Source organism: Actinoplanes couchii (assembly GCF_016862075.1).
Classification (GTDB): domain Bacteria; phylum Actinomycetota; class Actinomycetes; order Mycobacteriales; family Micromonosporaceae; genus Actinoplanes; species Actinoplanes couchii.
The window spans coordinates 69,311-85,277 of record NZ_BOMG01000084.1; the positions used below are offsets into that span (position 1 = coordinate 69,311).

The window sequence follows — 15,967 nt, forward strand, 5'->3', positions numbered from 1 at the left end:
CGTTCGCGCCTGCGATTCGTCCCATCTACGACGCCTTACGCGGGAAGGATGAGTTTCATGCGCACTCACGCCACGTACCGGATCGGTTTGGCGGTAGCCGCCGGAGCGGTCATCGCCGGATGCGCCAACGGCACCGCCTCGCCCGCTTCCTCGGCTTCTGCGCCACCGTCCTTCTCCCCCGCGCCCTCGCTGTCGCCGGCACCGTCTCTGTCGCTGCCGCCGGATCACCCGTTGCCCACCGTCACGCTGACCGAGAAGCCGCCCAAGGAGCCGACCGACAACCTGCCCTCGGACGGCTGGGTCGCGGGCATGGTCACCGTCGGCGGGAAGGGCCCGTGTTACGGACTGATCGCCGACGACGGCCAGCGGTACGCGTTGTACAGCACCGCCGGCACCGAACTGGCCAAGGGCGCCCGGGTGAAGGTCAAGCTGGAGACCACTCTGATCCGGATCTACTGCGGCCCCGGGACATTGATGGCGATGACCGAGTCGGAGACGATTCAATGATCACGGTGCGGCTCCAAAACGCCACGGCCCGGCACCGTGTGTGACAACGGGACTTAGGCTGACCACATGGGTGGTCGAGTGGACGAGTCGTGCGTGCTGACGGAGGGGCCGTGGAACCACCGTTTTGTCGGCGCCAACGGCAGCCGCTTCCACGTCGCTGAGGTCGGCACCGGGCCACTCGTCCTGTTCCTGCACGGCTTCCCCGAGTTCTGGTGGGCCTGGCACGACATCATGGTCCGGGTCGCCGACGCCGGCTTCCGGGCCGCCGCGATCGACCTGCGCGGTTACGGTGCGAGCGACAAACCCCCGCGGGGGTACGACGGGTACACGATGGCCGCCGACGTGACAGGCCTGATCCGCGCCCTGGGTGAACGCTCCGCGACAGTGGTTGGCGCCGGAGCCGGCGGCATGATCGGCTGGGCGGCTGCCTCGTTCCATCCGAAACTGGTGAACCGCCTGGTCGTGCTCGGTGCCGCGCACCCGCTGCGACTGCGCGCCTCGCTCTTCGCCGATCCGCGCGGGCAGCTCTCCGCGTCGTCGCCGGTGGTCAAGTTCCAGGTGCCGCGCTTCGAGCACGTGCTGACCAAGGACGACGCCGCCATGGTCGGTGAGCTGATGACCCGGTGGAGCAGTCCACGGTTCGCGGCCAGCCCCGAGTTCGCGGAGTACTCGGCGCGCTGCCGGGAGGCCATGCAGATCCCGCAGGCGTCGTTCTGCGCGCTGGAGGCGTACCGGTGGGTGGCCCGCAGCGCGCTACGGCTGCAGGGGTACCGGTTCGTCAAGCTGATGCAGCGCCCGTCCAGTGTGCCGACCCTGCAGCTGCACGGCGGACTCGACACCGCTGTGTTACCTCGCACCGCGCAGGGATCGGGACGCTACGTGACCGCGCCGTACGAGTGGCGGCTCCTGCCGGAGGTCGGGCACTTCCTGCACCAGGAGGCCCCGGACGTGGTCACTGGCGAGATTCTGCGCTGGTTGAAGACCCCTTCTTGAGTACGGGGTTATGGTCAGCTTAAGTGACAATTAATTGATCAATCTCGGCGCGGATCTGCTCTAATCTCACGTTCAGTAGCGATTGGTACCGCTCCCAAGATTACTGAACGTAGCTGAGCCCCGCCCCTTCCCACCCGATGTGTCGTCCTCCCGGTCGGCACGACAACTCCGGGCACCAGGGCCGCCGACCCCTGCCGCGGCGGCCCCGGTACTCGGCAGGCCGACCCGTCACCACGGTTCGCTACCCCCACACGAACCGCGGACGACGATCGGCCCGGAGAGTCCGAACCCACCACCGGTGACCACCCCCTTTCTCTCCTCCTCGGTCATCGGAGGCCCGGAACGGACGAAGGGCTCCCCGCGCAGAGCGGGGAGCCCTTACCCACAGCCTCCGCCCGGCGGACGCGTCGACGGCCCGGAGCCGGGCCCACCTCGCGTCGTCGCCAGGGGACGGGTAGTCGCTTCCGGCACCCCGTAGGCGTACCGGAAAAAGGGGTCAGACCTTGTGTTCGTACCGGTCGCGGACCTCGTGCGCCGGCGCCCAACCCTGGTAGACGCCGTAGTCGAACTCCTCGAGCCCGAGCTGACGCGCGACCGGGGCACGACCGCCGGTGTACTCCAGGCGCAGCCAGTTGTCCGCCTCGGCCAGGACCACGAACGGCTCACCCCGCCAGGTGCAGAGCGTCCGGACGTACGACATCTCGTCGTACTCCTCGGGATCCAGCACCCGGACGTAACGCCCCGGCTTGACCTCCTGGAAACCGTCGCCCGGAGTCGTGTCGTAGATCCGCACCTTGTCGCCGTCAGGGGCGGCGTCGTACTCCCGCCCCTGCCAGGTGACCACGTAACCGTCGCGCATCACTCACCCACCCGGCGCCACATCGGGCCGTCCGCGTCGAAGATCGCCAGCATCCGCTCGTTGCCGTCCGCGTCGGTCCGCCAGAGCTGAGCACCGTGCGGCAGACGGACACTGTCCACCTTGAACTCGGCGATCACGTCCTTGCCCTCGCCGGCCGCGAAACCGTTGCCCCGGAACGGCGGGCGCTCGATCACCCAGCCGTCCATGGCGCGCAGGGCCTGCTCGTTCTGCCCGCCGTACGGGATGCGGTAGAGACTCGGCCGGTACGCCGGCCAGCGCAGCACGAACGCCTCCTTCGCGTCCGGCTGGAACGGCGACGCCTCGTAGAACAACCCGAGGGCACCGAACAGCTCGGCCGGCGTGCGCAGGTGCTCGACCTCGGACGCCCGGTGCACAAAACCGGCAACCCGGTCGTAACCCCGGTCGAGGTAGTAGTCGACCTGCTCCGCGGAGATCGTCTTCTGCATGACGGTGGCCTGCTGCGCCTCGTCACTGGCCGGCTGCGGAGCCGGCACCGGGGCCACCGCGAGCTCGGTCACCACGGTCTCCGCCGGATCCGCGCCGAGACCGGCCTCGGTGGCCCAGTTCGCCAGCGCGATGATCTGGGCGCCCGGGTACTTCGCGCCGACCGGGGTGCCCGGGTTGACCGCAAACGACCAGGACGGGTCCGGCCAGTTGCGGATCAGCTCGTAGAACCGGGCCTCCACCGTGCGGGTCGGCTCGCCGAAGTGCTCGAACAGCCGGTCCTTGCTGGTGAAGACGATCAGGAAACGCTCGCCGTCGACCTCCTCCGGCAGGAACGCGAAACCGGACTCGCCGGGCGCGCTCCCCGGGCGGGAGTGGCCGGCCACCGGGACCAGCACCTTCGCCAGCAGCAGCGTGGACAGGAAGACATCGGTGTTGCCGGTGTCCGCGGCGTCCTGCAGTTCCCGCTCGGTCTCGTTCGACGGCACGAACTCCTCCGCCGCCGGACCACGCGAACCGGTGGCCGACCCGGAGACGCCCATGTTCGTCGGGGCCGGCGGGTTGTAACCGCCGGTCGCCAGCGGCAACACCTGGGTGGCAAAGGCCGACTGCGACTGCGTGGCGTACGCCGAGGCCGGGCTGCCCTGGGGCGGAAGCCCGTAGGACGGCGCCGGAGTGGACGCCGGCGGAGCGGTGTACGCCTGCGGGGCCGCCGGACCGGAACCACCCGGAACCGCGGCACCGTAACCCGGAGCCGGGTAGACCACCGACCGCTCCGGCCCGGGCGCGCCCGGGATCACCGGCGGGAGCAGGTTCGTCATCGTGGTGGCCGCGGGATTGCCCGCCATCTCGGGACGCGGCGGGGCGATCGACGGCGCGGGCCCGGACGGGCCGAACCGGTCCGCCACCTCGTCCTGCCTGGTCCAGGTCGGTGCGGCAACCTCACCCGTCGGTGTACGGCCGGCACCGAGCGCCTGCGCGGCGGCGGCCATCGACGTGGGGCGCTCGGAGGGCGGGGTGACCTGACGGCGCGGCAACGCACCGACCGGAGCACCGGACGAGGCGCCCGGGCTGACCGGTTGCTGCCCGGCCGAACCGTCCCCGAAGTTGGCACCCGCTCCGGAGCCGCTGCCACCCGGCCCGGAAAGGCCGGCACCCGGCCCGGAGGCACTGTTACCTGGCCCGGAAGCGCTGTTACCGGGCCCGGAGAGACCCGCGCCCGGCCCGGACGGACCGTAGCCCGGAGCCGTGCCGAAGCCCTGGCCGGAGCCCGGATTGCCGGCTGGGTTGTACCCCGGAGCCGCGCCGGACGGCCCGAACCCCGAACCGGGCCCACCGGAATCAGGCGCACCCGGGGCACCGGGACCGAACCCGGAGTTGGGGCTGGAGCCGGAGCCGGAGGGACCATAGCCGCCCGGAGTGAACCCGGAACCGGGCGTACCCGGAATGGGCGAACCGAAGCCGGGCCCGCCCGAGCCTGCCCGGCCGAAGCCAGGAGCGCCCGAGTCGGGCTGGCCGAAACCGGGCGCACCCGAACCGGCCGGACCGAAGCCGGGGCCGCCCGAGGCGGGCGCACCTGAACCGGGCCCGCCGAAGCCGGAGCCGGAGCCGGGGCCGGGGCCGCCGGGCGCGGTGGTGCCGGGTTGCGTGTTGCCGAAACCGCCGTTGGCGGAACCGGGGAAACCGCCGGGAGCACCGAAACCGGAGACCGGCGCGGCCGGAGAGGCCGGGCGGATCGTCGGCGGCGGCGTGGGTGCGCTCGGGGCGCCGTGGTTGGCGGCGTTCGTGCTGGACGGGACGAACCCGGCCATGCTCGACATCGAACCGCCACCCGTGGACTGACCGGGCTGACGCCGGGGCAGGCCACCGCCGAGCGGGGGAGCCGCGGGCGGAGCAGCCGGAGGCGACCCGGCCGCCGAGGCCGCGGCCGGAATCGAGGAAGCGGGCTGCCGGGTGGGCAGCGGCGGAACACCGGACCCGCCGGAACCGGGCGGCCCCGACATCGGCGAAGCCCCCGACGGTGACGATCCGCCCGACAGCGACGAAGCGCCCGACATCGGTGATCCACCCGGCATCGACGAAGCGCCCGGCCGGGGTGAACCACCTGGCATCGGCGATCCGCCTGGCAGGGGCGATCCGCCCGACATGGATGGTGCTGCCGACATCGGCGATGCGGCAGGCGGGGCTGACATCGGCGGCGTGCCGGGCGGGGGCGTGCCCCGGTTGGCGGCCGCCCAGTGCGGGTCGACCTGGGCTTCCGCCGGGTCGTAGGGCGCGACGTGATCGGGCACCGGCGGCGTGTTGGCCATCGGCGTCCGAACCGGCAGCGGCGCCTTCAGATCCTGAAGCGGCCCACGCGGGTCCTCGTCGGGCCGGAAGGGCATCCCGGCCTTGTCCCAGCCCGGGGTAGCCATCCCAGCACTCCCCGCCGCACCGGAACCAGGAGCACCAACTCCGGCGGCACCGCCACCGGGAGCGCCTGAACCAGGAGCACCGAAACCGGGCGCACCAGAGCCAGGACCAGCGGACCCAGGAGCGCCGAAACCAGGAGCACCAGAGTTAGGGGCCGCAGAACCGGGCCCACCAAAACTGGGGGCACCGGAACCTGGGGCACCGGAACCTGGCGCGCCGAAGCCGGGGTAACCGGAGTCGGGCAGGCCGGAGCCGGGGGCGCCGGGAGCCGGGATGGCGGCCGGGTTACCGGACATCGGCACGGCGGAGACCGGGGCGGCGCCCGGACCGGCGAAACCGGACACCGGGATCGCCGAAACCGGCGCGGGGCCGGAAGCCGGGAACCCGGAAGCCGGAACAGCCGAGGTCGGCGCCGGACCGGAGCCCGGAAAACCACCAGCCGGACCGGAACCAGGGAACCCGGCGGGCGAACCAGAGCCAGGGAAACCGCCGGACGAGCCGGAACCGGGGAAACCAGCGGGCGAACCGGGGCCGGGGAATCCACCGGCCGGGCTCTGCGGCGAGGACGACGGCGCACCCGACGAGGGTGGCGCCGACACCGGAGGCTGTGAACCCGGAACGGCCGGCGGCTGGTAGGCCGCGGGCTCGGCAGGGTTACGGGTGGGCAGACCGTTGGCGCCGGTCCCGCCCGGGGTGCGCATCGGCAGGCCACCGGGGCCGACCGGCGGCTGGGCGGCGGGCTGCGGCGGTGTGCCGAACCCACCCGCGGAGCCACCCATCGGCGGAGCGGGCGTGCCCACCGGAGGAATCGGGGCGACCGCCGGAGCAACCGGCGGCGCAGCCACGGGAGCGGGCGGTGCGGCAACGGGCGGCGCGGCGACAGCGACCGGCGACGGCGAACTCGGAGCGGCGACAGCGGCCGGCTCCGGATCGTAGGTCGGGCCACCGGCGGCGCTCTCGGTACCGGATCGGCTCGCCGCGAGCGCGGCCGCACCCAGCTCCTGGATCTTCGAGGTGGTGTTCGCCTCGCGTCCGGGGCCACGGGTGGGCAGCCGCAGGTCGCCTCGGGCGAGCTGGGCGACGAACCAGGCCGGTAGGTATCCCTCGATGGGCAGGCCGGGGTTTACCGCCAGCCACCACTCGAGGTTCGGCCAGGTATTGGCGAGCTCGGAGTACGGCACACGACGTGCCGACCCCGTGTAGTCCGCCAGACAGGACCGCAATGCGGCGTTCGACGTGAACGCCAGCACGTGGGTGCGACCACCCGTGCTCCACGTGCCCCAGCCCATCGGCGCAAGGCCGGCCAGGACGTCAGCGGAGACCGGTAACAGTAGGTCGACACCGGCGAGAATGCGGAAGTAGGACTCCTGGTCGTCGGTGCGCAACGCATCGCGCATCGCGACCTCGGCGTCCGTAGCCGGTTCCCACTCGGACACGTCCACCTCTCCCCACGCGTGTCAACGAGCCAACTCAACGCGTATAACCTACAAGGTCGGCCCGTAATCACAATGGGCGGCGGCATGCTGTCCATCGGAACGTACTTCTGGCACGTTCGACACGACCTCGCTCAGCCCCCGCGAGCACACTTCGATCGCCCGAGGCGATCTTTCAACAACCGATGGTAACCGCGGGAGCCGGCCAGGCCACTACGCGAACGGGCGACCCGTCCTCGGACTCACGGACAGCGCGTCACTGGAAGCGCTGGGTCGCCGCCCGCTCGGTGTCGCTGTAGTCGGTCGCCGAGTCGGTGACCGCGCCCTGGATCTGCCGCAGGATGTTGGACAGGTCCTCGGAGGCGTTCCGCCAGCGCTGCTGACGCTCGGCGTACGCCTGCTTCGCCTCGCCGTCCCACTCCTGGGCCAGCGCGCCACCGACGGACTCGGCCTCGTCGAGCTTGGCGCGCATCGTGCTCAGCGCCTTCTGGATGTCGGCGCTCGCCTGCTGAAGCGCGCCGAAGTTGACGAGCAGCATGCCGTCACTCATGGGGTTTCCTCCTTCTTCGGAATCAGAGCGGCAGGGAGAACGTGCCGCCGGTCTTGGCGACGCGGGAGGCGGCCTCGGTGTCGGCCGAGGTGTAGCTGGTCCCGGAGGTGCGAATCGCCTCCGCGGTCTCGGTCAGAGCGTTGTTGAGGCTCCGCAGATCAGCCGCGTACTCCTGCTTGACCTGCTCGAACGCGGCAGCGCCGAGACCCTTCCAGGAACCGCTGAGCGCCGACAGGTTGTTCATCAGGTCGGACAGCATCTTCTGCAGGTCGCTGTTGACCTCGTCGAACTTCGATGCCGCGCTCGCCATCGCATCGGCACTGGCTCTGGTCTCCGCCATCGGACGTCACCCCTCTCGTAGAACAATCCGCTGTGGACCAGCGCCATATCGACGCAGGTCACTAGGCTAGTCCGCCGCGACCAGGCTACTGTTCGCGACCGACATCGGCGACGACGTTAGCTGCCCGATGCGACTCACGTCAGCCCCGGGACCTCAACCTGTGGATAACCCCGCATTCCTGCTCAGGCCTGTGGACGACCCCGAACCCGGCGGCCGACTGCCCTACGATGGGCCGCGCGTCACCGTGAACGACCGTCGCGCGACCGAGAAGGTAGGGGCACATGAGCGAGCTCGCGGCATGAGTACCGAAGTCGCGGTCCCCATGACCGAAAGCCTGATCCGTCCGGGTGTGGGCGGCCGGCTGCTCGGTGTCCGCCCGGAGCAGATCGTCGCCACCCAGGTCGCGGTGGTCCTGGTGCTGGCCGGGCTGGTGCTCGGCGGGATCGCCATGGTCCCGCTCGTCATCGTCGCGATCGGCGTGCTGGTCCTGGCCTGGCTGCGGCTGCGCGGCCGGTGGGCCTTCCAGTGGCTCGGGGTGGCGGCCCGATTCGGTGGGCGCCGCCGGACCGCGCCGGTCGACAGCCCGGGCGCTCTGCTGGCCTACGCGGCGCCCCGGGTCCGGATGACGACTCTCGACCTGCCCAGCGGGCCGGCGGCGGCGTTCGCCGACGACTCCGGGCTCACCGTCCTGGTCGAGCTGGGTGACCCGGCCGACGAGGCGTCGCCGGTGCCGTCCTTCTCGACGCTGCTGCACGCCACCGGGCGCGACCAGTCGCCGTCCGGTGGCGACCAGCCACAGATCCGGGTCCAGCTGGTGCTGAGCGCCGTCTCCGCGCTGTCCACCCGGGCCGGCACCGACCGGGCACAGGGGTCGTACCGGACACTCGCCGAGGGCAGCTCGCTCGGTCATCTGCGGGCGGTTCTCGCGCTGCGGGTCTCCCGGGCCGGCGGCTGGTCGGAGGAGGAGTTGCACCGCAGCCTGGCCGGGCTGACCCGGCGGCTGACCCGGCGTCTCGGTGCCGCCCAGGCCCGGCCGCTCGGCGACGTCGCCGCGCACCGGGCCATGGCCGATCTGGCGAACATCGAGGGCGGCGACACCGTCGGTGGCCGCGAGAGCTGGAACAACCTGAGCCTTGGCGGCCTGGTTCAGGCGACGTTCCGGTGTCAGCCGGCGTCCGGCGCCGACCTCTCCGGCAACCTGGTGACCCGGATCCTGCATCTGCCGGCCGCCGCCACCACGGTGTCCCTGACGTCGACGGCGCTCTTCGTCCGGCTGGCCGCGTCCGACGTCACCGAGTTGGAGACGGCGTCCCGGGCGTTGCGGGCGCTGCTCTCCGCCGAGCACGTCCGGCTCCGCCGGTGGGACGGGGCGCATCTGCCGGGTCTGACCGCGACGCTGCCGCTCGGTGGCACGGCGGTGGACGGGCCGGCGTTCGCGGTCCCCGAGGTGCCGATCAGCCCGGCCGGCATGATGCTCGGCCGCAACCAGAGCGGCGGGCCGGTCCTGATCCGCCTGTTCCGGCCGGAGCCGACCCGGGCGATGCTGGTCGGTGGCCTGCCGGGGGCGCAGATGCTGGCGTTCCGGGCGATGGCGGTGGGCGCCCGGGTGCTGGTCCGGACGACACGACCACAGGCGTGGGAGCCGTTCGTGCGCGGCGCGGCCGTGCCCGGTGAGTCGATCACGGTGATGCCGGCCGGGCGTTCGTTCGAGTCCCCACCCGGTTCGGTGCGGCGGCCCACCCTGACGATCCTGGACACCGGCTCGGCACCGGCCGGCCCGGAGCCGGATCGTGAGGCCGGCTGGCGGACCACCCTGATCGTGCGGGACGAGTTCGGCACCTCCGACGTGCCACACGCCTCCGAGGCCGACCTGGTCGTGCTCCAGCAGCTCCGGCCGGCCGAGGCCACCCTGCTCGGCAATACGCTCGGGCTCGGCGACACCGCGAAGTACTTTCCTCGGATGCGCCCCGACATGCTCGCGGTGATCAACCGGCGGGCGGTCCGGTGGGCGGTGTGGTCCCAGACCCCGATCGAACAGAGCTTGATCGGGGAGCCACTGCGCGGTCAGACCACGCCCTGAGGAAACCGCCCGGCAGACAGGCCGGGCGGACCGCCCGGCAGACAGGGTCGGCAGACGGATCGGCGGACCGCCCGGCAGACGGGTCGACGGACGGGCCGGCAGACGGATTTGCGGACGGGGCCAGGAGACAGTTGGCGGACGGATCGGCAGGCGGGTCGGTGGATCACGGGATCGGCTCGGATTCTTAACTCCGGCATAGATCTCGAACATGATCGCGGGGTGTCGTTTCCACAGGTGGACAGCCCGTGGCACGATCGCGTGCCATGGGCATCCTCATCCGGTTGGTGATCACCGCCGTTTCGCTGTGGATCGCGACACTCGTGATCGACGGCATCGAGTTGAACACCGACAGCACTACCGGCAAGGTGGGCACGCTGCTCGCCGTTGCGGTGATCTTCGGTCTGGTCAACGCGGTTCTACGGCCGATCATCAAGACGATCGGCTGCGGCCTCTACGTTCTGACGCTCGGCCTGGTCGCGATCCTGGTCAACGGGCTGCTCCTGCTCCTGACCAGTTGGATCGCCGCGCAGTTCGACCTGGGCTTCCACGTGGACGGCGTTCTGTCGGCCGTTCTCGGTGCGCTCCTGGTCGGCATCGTGAGCTGGATCCTCAACATGCTGGTCCCGGACGGCGACGACTGATCCCCCGACACCCGCCCGCCCGCGCTGAACCCAGCGCGGGCGCAAGGTGGAAAGCACGACCCAGGCGAAGGCTGGGCGGAATGCCGAACGGTGGCCAGCCCCAAGGTCGAACCCCGAGCGCAAGCCAGGCGCGCGGTAAGAGCCCACCGCGAGCCAGGCCCGAGGCGAAAGACCGACCGCAAGCCAAGCTCAAGGTCAAACCGACCGTGGGCCAGACGCGGGGTAGGGGCCCGCTGCGGGCCAGAGACGAGGCGAAAGCCGGGCGTGGGCCAAGAGGTAGGTAAGGCCGGGCGCAAGGTGGAAAGCCGACCGCGAGCCAGGGGTGAGTGAGGGCCGGGCGCGAGGTCAAAAGCCGGGCGCGGGGTGAGTGGGGCCGGGGTGTGCAGGCCACTGGTTGTGGATCGGCATCGTGAGCTGGTTCATATGCAAGGACCGGCGGATCGGTGTGCCCTTACCGTGGGGGCATGAGCGACGAGCGGCGCGGATACCTGTACGGCCTGACGGCCTACGTGCTGTGGGGCTTCTTCCCGATCTACTTCAAGACGCTCCGGCCGGCGCCCGCGCTCGAGATTCTCGCGCACCGGGTGCTCTGGTCGGTTCTGTTCGTCGCGTTGCTGCTCGCCGTCATGCGTAACTGGCGTTTTCTCGGGCGGCTGCTGCGCACGCCCCGGCTGCTCGGCGGGATCGCCCTGGCCGCGCTGCTGATCGGCATCAACTGGGGCACCTACATCTACGCCGTCAATTCGTCCCGGGTGGTGGAGACGGCTCTCGGCTACTTCATCACGCCGCTGGTCATCGTCCTGCTCGGGGTGACGGTGATGCGGGAGCGGCTCCGGCCGTTGCAGGGTGCGGCGGTCGGGGTGGGCGCGCTGGCCGTGGCGATCCTGACGTTCGACTACGGCCATCTGCCGTACGTCGCGCTGACCCTGGCCGCGTCGTTCGGCTGCTACGGGCTGATCAAGAAGCGGATGTCGCTGCCGCCCGCGGAGGGCCTGTTCGTCGAGTCGGCGGTGCTGGCGCTGCCGGCGCTGGCGTTCCTGACGTGGCTGAACATCGAGCACGGTGCGACGTTCGGGCAGGTGTCCGCCGTACACACGGTCCTGATGGTCCTGTCCGGGGTGGCGACCGCGGTGCCGTTGCTGTTGTTCGCGGGCGCCGCCAACCGGGTGCCGATGGTGGGCCTGGGCATCCTACAGTACGTGGCGCCGATCCTGCAGCTGGGCGTGGGTGTGCTGCTCTACCACGAGCCGATGCCGCCGGTCCGGTTGGCCGGTTTCGCCCTGGTCTGGCTGGCCCTGATCATCTTCACCGTGGACGGCATCCGGAGCGCCCGGAAGAACCGGAAACCGGCGCTTCAAAAAGCAAGCCAGGAAACGGGCCAGAAGGCAGAGGCCTAGCGCGGCGGTTCGTAGACCAGCATCACTTTGCCGTCGTACCGGACCAGCTCCAGACGGGACAGGCTGCCCTGTGCGAAGTGGGTGGCCGCCGGCATCAGGAAGTCCGCCCCGGGCTGGGCCAGCCAGGACCCGAGCTGTTCGCTCTGCTCGTCCGGCCCGTACGCGATGAGCCGGAACGTGTAGGGCTTCCCGGTGGTGCTGTACTGGCAGTGCATCTCGACCCGGCTGCCACCGGGGGTGCTGGTGATCCGGATGGTGGCCGCAATCGGCGACCCGTTCTCCACCGCGGTCATCGCGATGGCCGGCCCGAGCGGTGGCCCGTCCGTCCCGCTCGGGTTCAGGCCCCAGGCGACGACTCCGCCGCCGATGCCGAGCACGAGGACGGCGGCGACGGCGGTGCTGGCGATCCGGGTCCGCAGCCGCTTGGAGCGTTTGACGGCGGGCTGCCCGTTGCCGACGCGGGGCCGGCGGTCGGCGGACCGGCGGGCGCCTTCGTGGGTGAACAGGTCCGGGTCGAGCAGCCGTTCGAACTCTTCGGCGTCGAGCCGGTCGAGCATGTCCGGCACCTGTGCCAGATCGGCCACCGCTTCCCGGCAGAACGAGCATGTCGCCAGGTGGTTCTCATATGCGGCCCGCTCGATCGGCGACAGGGCGCCGAGGACATAGGCGGCGTCGTCGTGCCCGTCCTCGCATCGCATCCGTACCGCCTCCCACCGGGTCTGCCCTTCCCGGTTGGAGGTACGCGGCCCGAGCCCCGAAGGTTCAACGCAGCCTTAGAACTCCACCTCAAGCCGTGGCGACCTGAATCCGGAGAGCTACCACTGAACTTTTTTCAAATCGGCGAGGCCGGACCGGCCCGGCGGCGGGCCGACAACCGCCTTCGATGGGCTCGATGCCGAGTTGAAAAAGGTTCATTTTCAGGCGGTTGCGGACTCGCCTCCGGACAGGGCTTCGGCCACGTTGCGGGCGGCCGCGGTGAGCTTGGCGCGGACCACCCGGGCCGAGGTCAGCATCTCGGCGGCGGGCATCGAACAGGCCAGGACCAGGCGTCGTTCCATGTCCCGGTCGGCCACCACGACGACCGAGGCGGAGGCCAGCCCCTGCCGGAACTGACCCATCTCGATCTGCATGCCGCGTCGTTCCCCGGCGGCCAGGTCGGCTTCCAGGGCTTCGGGGGTGGTGAGGGTGGCCGGGGTGAAGGCCCGCATCCCGTAGTCCCGCAGGTAGCGGGAGCGCTGGTCGGGGGTGAGGGTGGCGAGGAGCGCCTTGCCCAGGGCGGTGGCGTGCCCACCTTCGTCGAAGCCGGGGGCGACGTCGTCCATGAACGGCGACCGGGTGCCCTCGGCGGAGGCCGTGACGGCGATCCGCCCACCGACGAATCGGCCCAGGTAGTGGCTGTATCCACTGTCGACGGCGGCCCGGCGCAGCGCCTCACCGACGGCGGGCGGGCCACGGAAGGCCGACACCAGCTCGCGGTACCGGTCGGCGATCTCCAGTCCGACGATGTACGTGCCGTCTTCACGCCGGATGACATAACCCTCGTACGCCAGTGTCCGCACGAGGTGGTACGTCGTAGCGACGGTCAGCTCGCACCTGCGGGCGATCTGTTTGACGGTGAGCCCGCGTGGCGCCCGGCCCACCGATTCCAGCACGCGCAGGGCACGCGACACGCTCCGGATGAGATCTGACGGCTCCGCTAAGGGGTCACGCACAGCTACCTCCGAGGCCCAGGGACTTACACCATATGAAGAATCGTCTGTCGACGGAATGCCAAACGGAAGTGGATCACGGTCGATTTACACAGCGCGTGTGATCAATGGAACTGTGCGCATCAGAACCGGGGGTGAATCGCCTAGTCTGCCTCCAATGCACGAGCTCGCGAAAGATCCCGCCAAGACCGGTTCCACCAGCACAAACACGGTCCGGGTGACGAGCGGTGCACTTACCACGACGGTTGCTGTTTCGATACCCGTCTTCCTGGTCGGGGGCCTCGCGGTCCAGGTTGGGGACGAGCTGAATTTCTCGCCGGCCGGTCTGGGACTGGCGGTGTCGGCCTACTTCGGAGTGAGCGCCCTCGCCTCGATCCCGGCGGGCAATCTGGTGGAACGGTACGGTTCCACCAGAATCGCCCGGATAGCCATCGCACTGGCCGGGGCGTCACTGATCGGTATCGCCGTCGCAGCCCGGTCATTGTGGACACTGATCGCGATTCTGATGCTCGGCGCGGCCGCCAACGCGATGGGACAACTCGCCAGCAACACCAGCCTTTCCCGATTTACCCCGGCGAATCGGCAGGGCCTGACATTCGGCATCAAACAGGCCGCCATCCCGGTCTGCACCCTGCTGGCCGGGGCGGCGGTCCCGGTGCTCGCCCTGACCGCCGGCTGGCGCTGGGCGTTCGTCCTGGCCGGCGTGCTGGCCTCGGCAGCGGTGCTGCTGGTGCCGGGTGACGACCGGGCGGCGAAGAAGGACAGACCGGCCACCGAGAAGACGGGGCCGCTGGTGGTGCTCGGCGTCGCCGCGACCCTGGCCGCCGGTGCGGCCAACGCCCTCGGCACGTTCGTCGTCTCGTCGGCGGTGGAGCGCGGCATCGACCCCGGCCCGGCCGGCCTGGCGCTCACCCTGGGCGGCGCGGTGTGCGCCGTGGCCCGGATCACCGGCGGCTGGCAGGCCGACCGTCACCCGAACCACCAGATCGGCGTCATCGGCGCTCTGCTGGCCGTCGGGGCGGCCGGACTGACCCTGCTGGCCGTCCCGGGCACCCCGGCGCTGCTGGCCGGCGTGGTGCTCGGCTTCGGGTTCGGCTGGGCCTGGCCCGGCCTGTTGAATTTCGCGGTGGTCCGGCTGCACCCGCAGGCGCCGGCCGCGGCCACCTCGATCACCCAGACCGGCGTCTACGCCGGCGGTTGTATCGGCCCGATCGCCCTGGGCGCGGTCGCGCACACGGCCGGTTATCCGGCGATGTGGGTCACGGCCGCGGGCGCGATGCTCGCCGCGGCCGTCCTGATGATCCTGGGAAGCCGGCTGATCAGCTCATCCGGCCGGCGATAGGACGGCGGGCGATAAGACGGCCAGCGATAAGACGGACAGCGGTGAGACGGCCGCGATGGTCCGGGGATCAGCTCGTCCGGTCCGCGATGAAGTCGCAGAGCGCCTCCATCGCCCGCTTCGCCTCGCCGTCCGGCAGCGGGGCCAGGCTGGACCGGGACGCCTCGGCGTAACCGCGGACGGTCTCCCGGGCCCGTTTCATCGCCGCCGACCCGCGCAGCAGGGTCAGCGCCTCGGCGTGCAGCGCGTCGTCGGTGAGCGGCCCGGACGACAACAGCTCCCGGAGCCGGACCGCGGACGGCTCGGCGTCGTCGTCGGCCAGCGCGTAGAGCATCGGCAGCGTGGGCACACCCTCGCGCAGGTCGGTGCCGGGCGTCTTGCCGGACTGGACCGACTCGCTGGAGATGTCCAGCAGGTCGTCGGAGAGCTGGAAGGCGATGCCGATGGTCTCGCCGTAGCCCGCGAGGGCCTCCACGAACTCCGGCCGGGCGCCGGAGAAGAGCCCACCGAACCGGGCCGCGGTGGCGATCAGCGAAGCCGTCTTCTCGGTGATGACGTGCAGGTGATGCTCGATCGGGTCGGTGCCGCGCGGGCCCACCGTCTCGGCGATCTGCCCGTGCACCAGCCGCGCGAAGGTGGTCGCCTGCAGGTGCACGGCCTCGGTGCCGAGGGTGGCGGCCAGGTCGGCGGCCCTCGCGAAGAGGTAGTCACCCACCAGGATGGCCACCGAGTTGCCCCAGCGGGCGTTGGCGCTCGCGGCACCGCGCCGCACGGCGGCCTCGTCCATCACGTCGTCGTGGTAGAGCGTCGCCAGGTGGGTCAGCTCGACCACGTTCGCCGCGTCGACGACCTGCGGCGACGACGGATCACCGAACTGGGCGCCGAGCGCCACGAGCAGCGGCCGGAACCGCTTGCCGCCCGCCTCGGCGAGATGCAGCGCGGCCTCCGCCACCAACGGATCGGCGCTGGACACATGGCCGCGCAGCGCGGACTCCACAGCGGCCAGCGTCGCGGAGACCGACTCGTCCATAGCAGGATCGACATCGAGACCCAACGATGACAGCACTAGCTCGCGCGGGCTCGAATCACCGGTGCTAACCACGCTTTCACCTTGCCATACCGATCTGACGGTTTCAGTGCCAGGGTGGCACGAGACAAGATCAAAAATCTGACAGCGACGGTACGGACCACAAAGGTGCCCGTGGCTACCGTCGGACGTAGGCGTCACTCCAGGTATCCGCC

General features: G+C 70.9%; 14 protein-coding genes and 1 pseudogene. 7 read left to right on the forward strand and 8 right to left on the reverse strand.

Going from position 1 to position 15,967, the window contains the following annotated elements:
- Nucleotides 1–57: 57 nt before the first annotated feature.
- Nucleotides 58–507: a hypothetical protein gene (locus Aco03nite_RS33720; RefSeq protein ID WP_203802410.1), complete on the forward strand. Its 450-nt coding sequence runs from the start codon at nucleotides 58–60 to the stop codon at nucleotides 505–507.
- Between the two features lie 66 nt (nucleotides 508–573).
- A complete protein-coding gene (locus tag Aco03nite_RS33725) occupies nucleotides 574–1,500 on the forward strand; it encodes an alpha/beta fold hydrolase (protein WP_203802413.1) in 927 nt (308 codons plus the stop codon).
- 496 nt (nucleotides 1,501–1,996) lie between these two features.
- Here the strand turns inward: Aco03nite_RS33725 and Aco03nite_RS33730 are convergent, their stop codons facing one another.
- Nucleotides 1,997–2,362, reverse strand: coding sequence for a UCP033725 family protein (locus Aco03nite_RS33730; protein WP_203802416.1), 366 nt, complete (start codon nucleotides 2,360–2,362; stop codon nucleotides 1,997–1,999).
- Nucleotides 2,359–4,644, reverse strand: a complete 2,286-nt coding sequence (locus Aco03nite_RS53350) for an SseB family protein (protein WP_239145664.1) — start codon at nucleotides 4,642–4,644, stop codon at nucleotides 2,359–2,361. Before Aco03nite_RS53350 ends, Aco03nite_RS33730 begins: the two co-directional genes overlap by 4 nt.
- 133 nt (nucleotides 4,645–4,777) lie before the next feature.
- On the opposite strand from Aco03nite_RS53350, the gene Aco03nite_RS33740 reads away from it, so the two are divergent.
- The gene (locus Aco03nite_RS33740; RefSeq protein WP_203802419.1) at nucleotides 4,778–5,095 is read left to right on the forward strand and encodes a hypothetical protein; all 318 of its coding nucleotides are present in this window, start codon (nucleotides 4,778–4,780) and stop codon (nucleotides 5,093–5,095) included.
- Between the two features lie 1,177 nt (nucleotides 5,096–6,272).
- Here the strand turns inward: Aco03nite_RS33740 and Aco03nite_RS55070 are convergent.
- The 3 genes and pseudogenes from Aco03nite_RS55070 to Aco03nite_RS33750 form a co-directional block, all read right to left on the reverse strand.
- Nucleotides 6,273–6,672 (reverse strand): annotated as a pseudogene (locus Aco03nite_RS55070) (SseB family protein); the annotation flags it as partial.
- Between the two features lie 253 nt (nucleotides 6,673–6,925).
- The gene (locus Aco03nite_RS33745) at nucleotides 6,926–7,219 is read right to left on the reverse strand and encodes a WXG100 family type VII secretion target (RefSeq protein WP_203802422.1); all 294 of its coding nucleotides are present in this window, start codon (nucleotides 7,217–7,219) and stop codon (nucleotides 6,926–6,928) included.
- A 22-nt stretch (nucleotides 7,220–7,241) separates the two neighbouring features.
- Entirely contained in the window at nucleotides 7,242–7,559 is a 318-nt protein-coding gene (locus Aco03nite_RS33750; protein ID WP_203802425.1) for a WXG100 family type VII secretion target, read from the reverse strand.
- 298 nt (nucleotides 7,560–7,857) lie between these two features.
- Between Aco03nite_RS33750 and Aco03nite_RS33755 the strand changes: the two genes are divergently transcribed.
- From Aco03nite_RS33755 to rarD, 3 genes are all read left to right on the forward strand, one after another.
- Nucleotides 7,858–9,639, forward strand: a complete 1,782-nt coding sequence (locus tag Aco03nite_RS33755; protein ID WP_203802427.1) for a type VII secretion protein EccE — start codon at nucleotides 7,858–7,860, stop codon at nucleotides 9,637–9,639.
- Between the two features lie 263 nt (nucleotides 9,640–9,902).
- Nucleotides 9,903–10,280, forward strand: a complete 378-nt coding sequence (locus tag Aco03nite_RS33760; protein ID WP_203802428.1) for a phage holin family protein — start codon at nucleotides 9,903–9,905, stop codon at nucleotides 10,278–10,280.
- A gap of 464 nt (nucleotides 10,281–10,744) precedes the next feature.
- A complete protein-coding gene (gene rarD, locus Aco03nite_RS33765) occupies nucleotides 10,745–11,677 on the forward strand; it encodes an EamA family transporter RarD (protein WP_203802430.1) in 933 nt (310 codons plus the stop codon).
- On the opposite strand, the gene Aco03nite_RS33770 is transcribed toward rarD, so the two are convergent.
- Together Aco03nite_RS33770 and Aco03nite_RS33775 are read right to left on the reverse strand one after the other, a co-directional pair.
- Complete coding sequence (locus Aco03nite_RS33770; RefSeq protein WP_203802432.1) at nucleotides 11,674–12,375, reverse strand: anti-sigma factor family protein; 702 nt, start codon at nucleotides 12,373–12,375, stop codon at nucleotides 11,674–11,676. The genes rarD and Aco03nite_RS33770 overlap by 4 nt on opposite strands.
- Before the next feature lie 219 nt (nucleotides 12,376–12,594).
- Entirely contained in the window at nucleotides 12,595–13,389 is a 795-nt protein-coding gene (locus Aco03nite_RS33775) for an IclR family transcriptional regulator (protein ID WP_203802434.1), read from the reverse strand.
- Between the two features lie 154 nt (nucleotides 13,390–13,543).
- On the opposite strand from Aco03nite_RS33775, the gene Aco03nite_RS33780 reads away from it, so the two are divergent.
- Nucleotides 13,544–14,728 carry an MFS transporter gene (locus Aco03nite_RS33780; protein ID WP_203802436.1) on the forward strand — a complete coding sequence of 395 codons (1,185 nt, stop codon included), beginning with the start codon at nucleotides 13,544–13,546 and terminating at the stop codon, nucleotides 14,726–14,728.
- Between the two features lie 67 nt (nucleotides 14,729–14,795).
- On the opposite strand, the gene Aco03nite_RS33785 is transcribed toward Aco03nite_RS33780, so the two are convergent.
- Nucleotides 14,796–15,755 (reverse strand): polyprenyl synthetase family protein, encoded by a 960-nt coding sequence (locus tag Aco03nite_RS33785; RefSeq protein WP_203802438.1) that lies wholly within the window; start codon nucleotides 15,753–15,755, stop codon nucleotides 14,796–14,798.
- Nucleotides 15,756–15,967 lie beyond the last annotated feature (212 nt).